This window comes from Dietzia sp. JS16-p6b (genome assembly GCF_003052165.1).
Taxonomy (GTDB): Bacteria; Actinomycetota; Actinomycetes; order Mycobacteriales; family Mycobacteriaceae; genus Dietzia.
This window is the reverse complement of record NZ_CP024869.1, coordinates 2,838,810-2,851,246: the sequence shown is the minus strand read 5'-3', so window position 1 is coordinate 2,851,246 and position 12,437 is coordinate 2,838,810. Positions and strand designations below refer to the sequence as shown.

Here is a 12,437-nt window from a genome sequence, read left to right as displayed (position 1 = left end):
GGTCACGCGTCAATGTCGGCCGCCGTCAGTGCGAGGGTCCGGTCGTTCCGAGCCTCAACGATGCCGGAACTGGATCACCGTCAGAGCAGGGTCTTGAGCCGCACTGTGGGATCGGCGACCCGGTCCACGGGCAGGGTGATGCCTGCGGCGAGTGCCCTTCGAACCGCCACGAAATCGGCCGCTGAGTTGATGCACTCCGCGCCCACGAGTCGGCCATGGGCGTAGGCGAGTACCGTGAACGCCCCGTCGTCAGGCGAACCCCGCATCACCAGCTCGTCGTATGCCGAGGGGGCGCCGACCATCTGCAATTTGGCGTCGTACTGGTCGGACCAGAACCAGGGGACCGCGCTGTATTCCCGCTCCTGACCGAGGAGCGTCGCCGCGGCCACATCCGCCTGGTCGGTCGCGTTCTGGACCGATTCGAGGCGGATGGTTGCTGTTGGGTCGAGGGGGTGGGGGAGGACGGTGACATCGCCCACTGCGACTATCTCCGGATCGCTGCAACGAGACCGGTTGTCGACCACGATCCCTCGGTCCACGGTGAGACCGATCTCTTCCGCCAACTCAGTCCGCGGCTCGACTCCGATGCCGATCACGACGAGGTCGGCAGGCAATGACGATCCGTCGGCGAGGGCGACGGAGGACACTTTCCCCTTTCCGTCGAGGGCAACCACGCCAGCGCCGCAGCGCACGGTCACACCGTGTGTCTCGTGCAGGTCCGAGAACCAGCTCGACAGAAGGGTGGTCACCGCCCTGCCCATCAGCCGGTCCGTGGCCTCGACGATCGTCACATCGATCCCGCGTCCGGCGAGTGCTGCGGCGGCCTCCAGGCCGATGAACCCTCCACCGATGACCACGGCACGACGCGCGTCAACCATCGCCGATCTGAGGCGATCGGCATCGCTGAGGTCCCGGAGGTAGACAACCCCCTTCAGACTCGCTCCTGGGACTCCCAGCCGTCTGGCGCGAGCCCCCGTGGCGAGAGCCAACTGATCGAACGTCAACTCGGCGCCGGTTGATGTGTGAGCAACCCCAGAAGTGATATCGATTCTCTCGACTCGGACTCCGAGCTCGAGCTCGATGGCCTTTGAATCAAAGAACGAACCGGGCCTCAAGGCGAGGCTTTCCGCTGTGATCGTGCCGGCGAGATAATCCTTTGACAACGGGGGCCGATGGTAAGGCAAGGAAGTCTCCGCCCCTGCGAGCAGAATCGGTCCCTCATGCCCTCGGTTCCTGAGTGCACTGGCCAGTTGAACGCCTGCGTGGCTGGCGCCGACGATCAGAACTCGACCGTTCACAACTGCTCCGGCGCGACGCGCACCCTCAGTCCGTCCAGGTCGTCGCTCAGTCGAATCTGGCAGGACAGCCGACTCTCGGGCAGACGTTCCGCCAGGGCACCATCGAGCATGTCATCCTCCATTTCCGACACCTCGCCGGTTCGGGAGAGCCATCGTTCCTGCACATAGACGTGGCAACTGGCGCAGGCCAGTGACCCACCACACTGGCCCAGGACTCCTGGGACTCCGTGGGACACGGCCGACTCCATGACGGACTTGCCGGCGGTCTCCGAGACCGTGTGTTCGGTCCCGCTGGGATCGGTGTAAACGACGGTAGGCATGGAATTCCCCTCAGTCATCGGACGCTGGAAGCAGGTTAGCAAACGAACGGTTGGGAAAGAAGGGGCTGGGGCCGATTCGTCGCGAGATGGGATATGTTGACAGCCATAGCGGTTCCCTCGTCCAGCTCTAGGAGTGTCCGGTGCCTCGACCCAGTAGGTGGGGTGATGTCGTGGCTGCCGCCGCGAAGGTCTTCAGCGAGAAGGGCTTCGGTGGGTCCTCGCTGGAGGACGTGGCCAGCGAGGTGGGCATGCTGAAGGGCAGTCTTTACAACTACATTGAGAGCAAGGAAGACCTGCTCTTCGCAGTGGTTCGCCCGCACGCCGAGGAACTCCTCGAGCAGGCGCGATCCCTGGCCTCGTCTGACCTGCCCGCTCCGGAGAAGCTCCGCCGCATAGCTCAGGTCCACGTCGGGATCATCGACCGGAACCTGGCTTATGTGAGCGTCTACGTGCAGGAGATCGCAGGCAAGGGCATTTCGGCCGAGTGGACCGAGATGGATCAGGAGTACGTCTCTCTCGTTGAGCAGATGGTCCGCGACGGGGTCGACGAGGGCAGCTTCGACGCGGGCTCCGACCCCCGGGTGGTGGCCCGGTCCATGATCGGCGCCTTCAACTGGATGACCAGGTGGTATGAGCCGGGTGGTCCGACTCGGGTAAAGGCGATTTCAGCGCAGATGTCCGACATCTTCCTCGCGGGCATTCTCACTCGCCGGCACGGCTGAAAGGGTCAGCCACGGTCTTCGCGGCTGATCGCCTGCACCGGGCATTCCAGTAGCGCGTCCTCGAGTTCGTCCGTGAGGACGGTCTCTTCACTCGTCGCCCTGGCCTTGCCGCCCTCCAGTCGGAAGTTCCCAGGATCGATCATTGCGCATACCCCCGATCCGACGCACACGCTCATGTCGATGGAGATGGCCACGTTTCTCGGAGTCTCTGACATCAGGGTTCCTCTCGCCGGAACCGCGATCGGCGGTGCCGAATGTGGGCAATTTGCGCGGATCTCTTGTGAGGTCCGTCACCGTGATGCAGAGTATAACCATCCGTTCGGTCGGCTACGAGGAGTGTTGCACTTCGTGTGGAGTCGCCGTCAACTCCGAGAGAGGGAGCCCATGGTCACCCAGCAGATCGAGCACGAGCAGCAGACGGGCGGACAAGATTTCCCCCGATTCTGGGACGAGGCGCGGGAGACGATGTCCCGCGAAGCCAGAGATGAAGTGATTCTGGGGCGTATTAAGCACCAACTCCACTACGTGTACAACGAATTGCCGTTCTATCGACGGCACTACGACGCTCACGACTTCCACCCCTCAGACGTCCGCACACTCGAGGATTTCGCCCGCAAGGTCCCGATTGTCACCAAGAAAATGCTGGTCGCGGATCAGCAGGAGAACCCGCCGTTCGGGAGCTACACCAGCACCACGAACATGCGCGACATCGCACGCATCCACGGTTCATCGGGGACGTCGGGTGTTCCGACCCTTTACGCAGTGAGCCAGAAGGACTGGCAGCGCGCGGCCGACGTTCACGCAATGGCCCAGTGGTGCGGCGGCGTGCGGCCGGACGATCTCGTTCAGGTCGGCTTCCCATTCGGACTGTTCTTCGGTGGTTGGGGGGTCATTCAGGGAGTCGAACGGATCGGGGCGGGCCTGTTTCCCCTGGGAGTCGCTGAATCGGAGAAGCACCTCGAGTTCATCCAACGACTTCGCCCGACGGTGTTCAGTGGTACCCCCTCCTATTGCATGCATCTGCTGTCCGCCGCCCACGATCGCGGTCTCGACCTTCGCGAGAGCTCGGTGAAGACTCTCCTGGTCGGCGGTGAGCCCGGGGGAAGCCTTCCAGGAACCAGGCAAGCGCTGGAGGAGGGCTGGGGTGCCATCGTCATTGACGCCGGCTCGACTTCGGAGATGTACCCGTTCCAGACCAACGTCGGTTGCGAGGCCAAATCGGGCACACACATCATCTCGGATGAGGTGTACCCCGAGATCGTCGACAAGCACGACTTCGGTTCGCTCCTCTCTGACAACCAGCGCGGGGCGGTGGTCTACACCCATCTATGGCGCGAGTCCCAGCCGATGATCCGGTTCGCGCCCGGGGACGAGTCGTACATGACCAACGAACCCTGTGCGTGCGGTCGCACCTATCCCCGGTTCCCCGAAGGCATCCTTGGGCGACTCGACGACATGCTGGTGATTCGGGGAGCCAACATCTTCCCCAGCGCTATCGAAACCGGACTTCGCAGCGTCCCCGGGTTTGGTCCGGAGTTCGAGATACGGATCAGCCGTCCGAGCGCCATGGACGAGATACTGGTTCGCGCCGAGCTCGACCCCACCATCATCCCAGACCACGCCGACGCCCTGCGTTCGCTACAACAGCAAGGCGAAGCCACGTTGAAGAGGATCACGGGAATTCGAGTCCCGGTGGAGGTCATCCAGCCGGGCACTCTCGCGGAGACAGTGTTCAAGGCACGGCGAGTGGTTGACGAACGTGGACGCGACTAGGAGGCGCTTTCGGTCCCAACTCAGCGGGCCTGCTTGACGAGCCCGTCCTGAGTCAGCCGGGCGACGGGATGGCGGGCAGCTGATCGACGGGGCGCGGCGCCGAACTTCGTCGTCGCCCCGTCTGTGCTCGTCGGCGCACCGACACCGTCATCGGGCCGTACCGGTTCGCTCTGGGACGACCTCGCCCGCGGTTACGCCGGCGGAGCGATTCGGCTCACGGCACGAACCGGTACCCGCGCCCGGGCTCGGTGACCAGGTGCCGGGGGGCGGCCGAGTCGTCCTCGAGCTTGCGGCGCAGCTGGGCCATGTAGACGCGCAGGTAGTGGGTCTCCTTCTGGTACCCCTCGCCCCAGACCGCGCGGAGGATCTCCTGCTGGGTGACCAGCCTGCCGGGGTTGCGCGCGAGGATCTCCAGCACACCCCACTCGGTGGGGGTGAGGTGCAGCGTCTGGCCGTGGCGGGTCACCGTGGAGGTGCGGAAGTCGATAGTGAACCCGGGGGTTTCGACCATCGCCTGGCCCGGCGAGTCCGCCCTGCTCGCCCGGCGCAGGGCGGCGCGGACGCGGGCGAAGAACTCGTCCATGGCGAACGGCTTGGTCACGTAGTCGTCGGCGCCCGCGTCTAGGGCCTGGACCTTGTCGGAGGAGTCGGGGCGCGCGGACAGGACCAGGACCGGGGCCCGCGACCACCCCTGCAGACCGTGGAGCACCTGGATCCCGTCGAGGTCCGGCAGTCCCAGGTCCAGGATGATCAGGTCGGGGTCGCAGTCGGCCGCGCGGGACAGCGCCTCGGCCCCCGTCTCCGCGGTCACCACGGTCATGCCCCGCGCCCGGAAGTTGATGCGCAGGGCGCGCAGGAGCTGGGCGTCGTCGTCCACCACGAGCACGGTCGGGCTCATCCGGACTCACCCTCGCTGGCGCCTTCACGCTCGGAGTCGCGGCAGGCGGGCAGGTCCACTTCCACCGTGGTGCCGCCGCCCGGGGTCTCGTCGATCGACACGGTGCCGCCCATCGCCTCCACGAAGCCCCGGACCACCGAGAGCCCCAGGCCGATCCCCGTGGAGGCATTGGTGTCGCCTTCCCGGTGGAACGAGTGCAGGACCGCATCCCGTGACGGGGCGGCGATCCCCTCGCCGTCGTCGGCCACCGCGATGAGCGTGCGGGCGCGGCCGGCGTCCCACAACGTGCGCGCGGTCAACCGGACCGCGGACTCCGGGGCGTGCCGCAGCGCGTTGTCCAGCAGGTTCCCCAGCACGCGCTCCAGCAGGCCGGGATCCGCCCACACCGTGGCCCCGTCGGTGTCCACGGTGACGCGTCGGCGGTCGGACTTGCGGCCCACCGTCGCGGCGACCAGGGCCGTCACCGCGGTCTCCTCCACGTCCACCTCGCCGGGGCAGGGGTGGACGGCGCCCGCCGCCAGACGCGAGGAGTCGAGCAGGTTGTCCACCAGCGCGGCCAGGTGGTCGACCGACTCTTCGACGGTCGCCAGCAGCTCCGCGGTGTCCTCGGGGCCGAAGTCCACGTCCCCCGACCGCAGCGAGGACACCGAGAGCTTGGCCGCGGCGAGCGGGGTGCGCAGGTCGTGCCCGACCGCGGACAGCAACGAGCGTCGCAGCCGGTCGGCCTCCGCCAGGGCCTGGCTGTCGGCAGCAGCCCGGGCCAGTTCCTGGTTGCGCACCAGAGCCGACGCGTGTTCGGCCACCACCGCGAGGATCCTGCGATCGTGCCCGGTGAGCCGTGGCCCGGCGAGCAGGAGCCGGTCGCCGGGTTCGGTCTCCACAGAGCTGGTCAACGAGGACTGGACCGAGGTCGTCGCCTCGGCCTCGCTCGCGGGCGGCCGCGCCCCGGCGCCGGCCACCATCGTGCCGTCCGCGCCGAGGAACGCCACCCCGTCCTGGGCGTAGACGTCGCGGACCTTCTCCAGGAGCGCGTCCAGCCGGGGGGCGCGCAGTGCGGATTTGGCGAACAGGGTGAGCAGTTCGGCGTCCCGAGCGGACCGCGTGGCCTCCCGGTGCCGCCGCGCGGACTGGTCCACCAGCACGGACACGGCGATCGCCACGGCCACCATGACCAGGATCGACACCACGTTCGCGGGCTCGGCGATGGTCACGCTGTACCGCGGGTGGGTGAAGAAGAAGTTGAGCACCAGGCCCGAGACGATCGCGCACACCGCGGCCGGCCACACCCCGCCGAGCAGCGAGACCGCCAGCACTCCCACGAGGAAGAACCACCCCTGGGAGCTGAAGTCCAGCCGCTCGTCGAACAGTTGGTTGATCCCGCCCACGAGAACGGGGACGCCGATCGCGCCCGCCCAGGCGGAGGTCCGGCGAGCGGCGGGTCGCGGCGCCCCCGGGCGGCGGGTGCCCGAGGCCTCGGGGTGGGTGACCATGTGGACGTCGATCGGCCCGGAATCCTGCAGGACCGCCGACCCGATCCCCTCGTCGAACAGTCGCCGCCACCGGCTGCGGCGGGAGGTGCCCAGGACCAGCTGGGTGGCGTTGACCCCGCGCGCGAAGTCCAGCAGCGTGGTCCGGACGTCGTCACCGGCCACGGTGTGGACGGTCGCGCCCAGACTCGCCGCGACCTCGCGTACCTCCGCCATGCTGTCGCCGGGCGAGACCAGCCCGTCGCCGCGCAGCACGTGGACGATCACCAGCTCGGCCGAGGACCGGGAGGCGATGCGGCTCGCGCGCCGGACGAGGGTCACCGACTCGGGGCCGCCGGTGATGGCCACGACGACCCGCTCGCGCGCCTCCCAGGTGTCGGTGATCCGCTCGGTATCCCGGTAGCGGCCCAGCGCCTCGTCCACGCGGTCGGCCAGCCACAGCAGCGCGAGCTCGCGCAGCGCGGTGAGGTTGCCCACCCGGAAGTAGTTGCCCAGGGCGGCGTCGACGCGCTCGGCCTGGTAGACCTGGCCCGCCATCAGGCGCAGGCGCAGCTGCTCGGGGCTCAGGTCCACGAGTTCGATCTCGTCGGCCGCGCGGACGACGGCGTCCGGGACCTTCTCCCGCTGCTCCGAGCCGGTGATCCGGGAGACCACGTCGTTGAGGCTCTCGAGGTGCTGGATGTTGAGCGTCGAGTGGACGTCGATCCCCGCGTCGAGCAGGTCGGCCACGTCTTGCCAGCGCTTGGCGTGCTCGAGCCCGGGCGCGTTGGTGTGGGCCAGCTCGTCGACCAGGGCGATCTGCGGGGCGCGCTCGAGGACCGCGGGCAGGTCCATCTCCGTCATCCTGGTCCCGCGGTAGGACACGGTCCGGCGCGGCACCGACTCCAGCCCCTCGAGCAGGGCGGCGGTCCCCGCCCGACCGTGGGTCTCCACCAGGCCCACCACCACGTCCGTGCCCTCCGCGACCAGGCGATGGGCGCGGTCGAGCATCTCGGTGGTCTTGCCCACGCCGGGGGCGGCCCCCAGGTAGATGTGCAGCCGCCCCCGCGTCGTTCCGGACATGGTCAGACCCTATCCCCGCGCAGACCGGCCGGACTCCGCACAGCCGGGAGCCGTGAGGCCCAGCGCACTGTTGAGCGCACTGTTGAGTTCGGTCACCCGCACCCTCGGCTGGCCGAGGAATCCCAGCTGGCGGCCGTCGGTGTGCTCGGCCACCAGCGCCTCGACGCGCTCTCGGGGCAGGCCGTTCTCCCGCGCCACCCGGTCGACCTGGATCGCGGCGTACTCGGGCGAGATGTGCGGATCGAGGCCGGAACCGGGCCCGGTGACGGCGTCGACCGGCACCCGGTCCGGGTCCACGCCCTCCCGCTGGGCGATCACCTCACGCCGGACGCCGATCCACTCGGCGAGCTCCGGGTTGGACGGCCCCAGGTGGGAGGGTGCGCCGGCGGCCGGGTCGCCGGGCGCCATGGCCGCCGCGGTCGGGTCGGCCTGGTCCCCGGACCCCACGACACGGGCGTGGAAGAACGGATCCGGCTGGCCGGGCTCGACCTGCGGGTCGGTGGCGAGCAGCGCCGAACCGACCGCGCAGCCGGCGGCGTCCCGGACGATCGACCCCTCGGCCGAGGCGGTGTCGAGCCGCGATACCGCCCAGATGGAGACGGGATAGGCGAGGCCGCACAGGAGAGTGGCGAGGGCGACGACGACGAGGGCCGGCCGCAGCTGGCGCAGGGCAGTGGTGAGAGTGGACATGAGTCACGCGATCCCGGGGAGGTGTCGGACGAGCAGGTCGATGAGCCAGATCCCGAGGAACGGCGCGATCACGCCGCCGACCCCGTAGATCAGCAGGTTGCGCCGCAGCAGCGACGCGGCGGAGGCCGCCCGGTACCTCACGCCCCGGAGGGCGAGCGGGACCAGCAGCACGATCACGATGGCGTTGAAGATCACCGCGGACAGGATGGCCGACTCGGGGCTCGCGAGCCCCATGACGTTGAGCCTGTCCAGCTGCGGGAAGATCCCCACGAACAGCGCCGGGAGGATGGCGAAGTACTTCGCCAGATCGTTGGCCAGCGAGAACGTGGTGAGCGCGCCGCGGGTGATGAGCAACTGTTTGCCGATGCCCACGATGTCGATGAGCTTGGTGGGGTCCGAATCCAGGTCCACCATGTTGCCGGCCTCCTTGGCGGCCGTGGTGCCCGAGTTCATGGCCACGCCGACGTCGGCCTGCGCCAGGGCGGGGGCGTCGTTGGTGCCGTCACCGGTCATCGCGACCAGGCGCCCCCCGGTCTGCTCGGCGCGGATCCGCGCGAGCTTGTCGTCCGGGGTGGCCTCGGCCAGGTAGTCGTCGACCCCCGCCTCGGCGGCGATGGCCGCGGCGGTGAGCGGGTTGTCGCCGGTGATCATCACGGTGCGGATCCCCATGGCCCGCAGTTCTGCGAAGCGCTCGCGCATCCCGGGCTTGACCACGTCCGAGAGCTCGATCGCCCCGAGGATCCGGGGTGCGCTGGCGAGAATCAGTTCACCGGCCTCGTCGTCGCCGGTCTTCGTCGCATCCCCGGCCCCGTTGGCGCGGACCGTCAGCTCGGCCACCACCAGCGGCGTGGCCCCGCGCCGGGCGATGCGTTCGACGGACTCCCGCACCCCCTCGGGGGCCCGGCCGCCGTGCGCGGCGACCCAGGCCAGGATCGTGTCCGACGCGCCCTTGCGGATCTGACGGACCGTGCCGTCGGCCGCGGGGAGGTCGATCCCGGACATCCGGGTCTGGGCCGTGAACTCGACGGCCTCGGCGTCCGCCTCCGCTCGGGTGGCCGCGGCCGGCAGGTCGTGCTCGCGGGCACAGAACTCCACGATGCTCCGACCCTCCGGGGTCTCGTCGGCCAGGCTCGAGGCCCGCGCGGCCTCGGCGAGCTCCGCCGTCGACGCACCGGCCGCCGGGTCCAGGGACGTGGCCTGGCGAGCGCCGAACGTGATGGTGCCGGTCTTGTCGAGCAACAGGGTGTCGATGTCGCCGGCGGCCTCGACCGCCCGGCCCGACGTCGCCAGGACGTTGTGCTGGACCAGGCGGTCCATGCCCGCGATGCCGATGGCCGACAGCAGGGCGCCGATGGTGGTGGGGATGAGGCACACCAGCAGGGCGATGAGCCGGATCGGATCGATCTCGGCGCCCGAGTAGGCGGCCACCGGGCCGAGCGCGAGAACCGCGACCAGGAACACGATCGTGAGCATCGCCAGGAGGATGTTGAGCGCGATCTCGTTGGGGGTCTTCGTGCGCTCGGCGCCCTCGACCAGCGCGATCATCCGGTCGACGAACGACTCGCCCGGCGCGGTGGAGATGCGCACGACGATCCGGTCGGAGAGCACCACGGTCCCGCCGGTGACGGCACTGCGGTCGCCGCCGGACTCCCGCACCACGGGCGCGGACTCCCCGGTGATCGCCGACTCGTCGACGGTGGCGATGCCCTCGACCACGTCGCCGTCCCCGGGGATGGTCTCGCCCGCCAGAACCTCCACCAGGTCACCGACGGCCAGCTCCGTCGACGGGACGGTCTGGGTCTCGTGGGGGCCGCGTCGGACCCTGGCGGTGGTCTCCGTGGTGACCTTGCGCAGGCTGTCGGCCTGCGCCTTGCCGCGTCCCTCGGCGACCGACTCGGCCATGCCGGCGAACAGGACGGTGGCCCACAGCCAGGCCGCGGTGGACCAGCTGAACACGGTGGGGTGCAACACCGCGAGGACCGTGGTGAGCAACGACCCCACCCACACCACAAAGAGGACGGGGTTGCGGGCCTGGTGGCGTGGGTCGAGCTTCCGCAGGGCGCCGGGGGCGGCCGCGGCGAGGTGCCGGGAATCGAGCAGGGCGGTCACTGGAGTGCCTCCGCGATAGGTCCGAGGGCGAGCGTGGGCACGAAGGTCAGCGCCGCCACCAGGAGGATGACGCCGAGCAGCAGGCCGCCGAAGAGCGGTCCGTGCGTCGGCAGGGTGCCGGGGCCGGGGTCGCTGCGCTTCTGTGCGGCGAGGGAACCGGCCATGGCCAGGACGAGGATGATCGGCAGGAACCGACCGAGGATCATGCACACCCCGAGGGCGGCCTGGAACCAGTGGTCGGTCACCGTGAGGCCGCCGAACGCCGAACCGTTGTTGTTGGCCGCCGAGGTGAAGGCGTAGAGGTACTCGCTGAGTCCGTGCGCCGAGTTGGGCGAACCGGGGGGCCCGCTGTTGCCCTGGGCCTCGACCGCGGACGGCATCACGGCCGTGATCGCGACGCCGGTGAGGACGAGCACGGGCATGACCAGCAGCGACAGGCTGGCGCAGGTGATCTCCCGGCGGCCGATCTTCTTGCCCACGAACTCCGGGGTCCGGCCGACCAACAGCCCGCCCACGAACACCGCGAGCACGGCCAGGACCAGGATCCCGTAGAGGCCGGTCCCGACTCCACCGGGGGCGATCTCGCCGAGCAGCATGTTGAGGATCAGTGCCCCGCCGCCGAGGGCCGAATAGCTGTCGTGGGCCGAGTTGACCGCCCCGGTGGACGTGCCCGTGGTGGACACCGCGAAGAGCACCGAGGCCGGGATCCCGTGGCGGACCTCCTTGCCCTCCATCTGCATCCCCGCGGCCTGCGCGGCCACGCCGACGGCGTTGTACTCGGCCCACGTGACCACGGCGAGCATGCCGCCCCACAGGGTGGCCATGACGCCGAGGATCATCAGCCCGTGGCGGCGGCTGCCGGCGCCCGACTCGGCGAGCATGGTGCCGAACGTCCGGGTCAGCGCCACCGGGATCAACAACAGCGCGAGGATCGACAGCAGGTTGGCGATCGGGGTGGGGTTCTCGAACGGGTGCGCCGAGTTGGCCCCGAGCACGCCGCCGCCGTTGGTGCCGAGCAGCTTGAGCGCTTCCTGGGAGGCGACCGGCGCCGTGGAGATCTGCTGTGCGGTGCCGTCGAGCGCCGTCACCGCCACGCCGCCGGAGAACGACTGGATCATGCCCTGGGTGAGGAACAGCGCGGCGAAGATCAGGCCGAGGGGGAGCAACACCCGGGTGACCGCCCGGGTCAGGTCCACCCAGAAATTGCCGATCACGCCGCTGCGGACCCGGCAGAACCCTCGCACCACCGCGATGGCCACGGCGATACCGACGGCCGCGGAGACGGCGTTCTGCACCGTCAGCCCGATCATCTGGGTGAGGTTGGTGAGCGTCTCCTCGGGCGTGTACGACTGCCAGTTGGTGTTGGTGACAAAGGAGACGGCGGTGTTGAACGCCATGGCCGGGTCGACCGCGTCCTGGTGGGCACCGAGCGGCGGCAGCCAGTGCTGGACGCGCTGGATCGCGTACAGGGCCAGCATGCTGACCGCGGAGAACGCCAGCACCCCCAGGGCGTAGACGCGCCAGGACTGCTCGCGGCGCGGGTCCACACGGGCGAGCCGGTAGAGGAGCCGTTCGACCCCGAGGTCTCGGTCGCTGGCGAACACCCGGGCCATGTAGTCGCCGAGCGGGATGTACAGCGCGGCCAGCAGCCCGAGCAGGCAGGCCACCTGGAGGCCCGCTGCGAGCGCCGGGCTCATGAGAACCGCTCGGGGTCGACGAGCGCCACCAGGAGATAGACCACCAGACTCGCCGCCACGACCAGCAGGATCACGGTGGTGACGCCGGCGAGGGTCATCGCCCGGCCTCCGAGGTGTCTGCGGACGCGGCGCAGGTCGACGCGGCGTCGCGAGACCCGCTGCCCGGCGACGCGGTGTCGCGTGACGCGCTGCCCGGCGACGCGGTGTCGCGAGACGCCGGGTCAGGCGCCGGGAGGCCGGTCGCCGGGAGGCCGGGGGAGGTGGCGGACTCGTCGGACCGGGAGAGCCGGTCGACGAGGAGCACGCAGCCGGCCAGGCAGGCCAGCATGAGCGCGAGGTAGGCGATATCGAGCATCGCGGGCACGGTCACTTTCGATCGGG

At 69.6% G+C, this 12,437-nt stretch carries 12 protein-coding genes; 2 read left to right on the top strand and 10 right to left on the bottom strand.

Annotated features, from left to right (window positions below):
- Nucleotides 1-80 precede the first annotated feature (80 nt).
- Both CT688_RS13135 and CT688_RS13130 read right to left on the bottom strand, forming a co-directional pair.
- Nucleotides 81-1,298 carry an NAD(P)/FAD-dependent oxidoreductase gene (locus tag CT688_RS13135; RefSeq protein WP_107757257.1) on the bottom strand — a complete coding sequence of 406 codons (1,218 nt, stop codon included), beginning with the start codon at nt 1,296-1,298 and terminating at the stop codon, nt 81-83.
- Complete coding sequence (locus CT688_RS13130) at nt 1,295-1,618, bottom strand: 2Fe-2S iron-sulfur cluster-binding protein (protein WP_107757256.1); 324 nt, start codon at nt 1,616-1,618, stop codon at nt 1,295-1,297. The genes CT688_RS13135 and CT688_RS13130 overlap by 4 nt, the downstream gene beginning before the upstream one ends.
- Nucleotides 1,619-1,788: 170 nt before the next feature.
- On the opposite strand from CT688_RS13130, the gene CT688_RS13125 reads away from it, so the two are divergent.
- Nucleotides 1,789-2,340, top strand: a complete 552-nt coding sequence (locus CT688_RS13125; protein ID WP_159078009.1) for a TetR/AcrR family transcriptional regulator — start codon at nt 1,789-1,791, stop codon at nt 2,338-2,340.
- Nucleotides 2,341-2,345: 5 nt separating this feature from the next.
- Here the strand turns inward: CT688_RS13125 and CT688_RS13120 are convergent, their stop codons facing one another.
- The gene (locus CT688_RS13120; protein ID WP_107757254.1) at nt 2,346-2,555 is read right to left on the bottom strand and encodes a ferredoxin; all 210 of its coding nucleotides are present in this window, start codon (nt 2,553-2,555) and stop codon (nt 2,346-2,348) included.
- 169 nt (nt 2,556-2,724) lie between these two features.
- On the opposite strand from CT688_RS13120, the gene CT688_RS13115 reads away from it, so the two are divergent.
- On the top strand, nt 2,725-4,113 hold the full coding sequence (locus tag CT688_RS13115; protein ID WP_107757253.1) for a phenylacetate--CoA ligase family protein: 1,389 nt from the start codon (nt 2,725-2,727) through the stop codon (nt 4,111-4,113).
- A 214-nt stretch (nt 4,114-4,327) separates the two neighbouring features.
- Here the strand turns inward: CT688_RS13115 and CT688_RS13110 are convergent, their stop codons facing one another.
- Genes CT688_RS13110 through CT688_RS13080 form a run of 7 tightly spaced genes read right to left on the bottom strand, consistent with a single transcriptional unit; the run spans nt 4,328 to nt 12,411 of the window.
- Nucleotides 4,328-5,011 carry a response regulator gene (locus tag CT688_RS13110; protein WP_107757252.1) on the bottom strand — a complete coding sequence of 228 codons (684 nt, stop codon included), beginning with the start codon at nt 5,009-5,011 and terminating at the stop codon, nt 4,328-4,330.
- The gene (locus CT688_RS13105) at nt 5,008-7,560 is read right to left on the bottom strand and encodes a sensor histidine kinase KdpD (protein ID WP_107757251.1); all 2,553 of its coding nucleotides are present in this window, start codon (nt 7,558-7,560) and stop codon (nt 5,008-5,010) included. The genes CT688_RS13110 and CT688_RS13105 overlap by 4 nt, the downstream gene beginning before the upstream one ends.
- 9 nt (nt 7,561-7,569) lie before the next feature.
- A complete protein-coding gene (locus tag CT688_RS13100; protein ID WP_107757250.1) occupies nt 7,570-8,250 on the bottom strand; it encodes a potassium-transporting ATPase subunit C in 681 nt (226 codons plus the stop codon).
- A 3-nt stretch (nt 8,251-8,253) separates the two neighbouring features.
- Nucleotides 8,254-10,359 (bottom strand): potassium-transporting ATPase subunit KdpB, encoded by a 2,106-nt coding sequence (gene kdpB / locus CT688_RS13095; RefSeq protein WP_370446310.1) that lies wholly within the window; start codon nt 10,357-10,359, stop codon nt 8,254-8,256.
- Nucleotides 10,356-12,056, bottom strand: coding sequence for a potassium-transporting ATPase subunit KdpA (kdpA, locus tag CT688_RS13090; protein ID WP_107757249.1), 1,701 nt, complete (start codon nt 12,054-12,056; stop codon nt 10,356-10,358). Before kdpA ends, kdpB begins: the two co-directional genes overlap by 4 nt.
- Nucleotides 12,053-12,154 (bottom strand): K(+)-transporting ATPase subunit F, encoded by a 102-nt coding sequence (kdpF, locus tag CT688_RS13085; RefSeq protein ID WP_107757248.1) that lies wholly within the window; start codon nt 12,152-12,154, stop codon nt 12,053-12,055. Before kdpF ends, kdpA begins: the two co-directional genes overlap by 4 nt.
- A complete protein-coding gene (locus tag CT688_RS13080; RefSeq protein WP_156607249.1) occupies nt 12,151-12,411 on the bottom strand; it encodes a hypothetical protein in 261 nt (86 codons plus the stop codon). The genes kdpF and CT688_RS13080 overlap by 4 nt, the downstream gene beginning before the upstream one ends.
- Between the last annotated feature and the right edge of the window lie 26 nt (nt 12,412-12,437).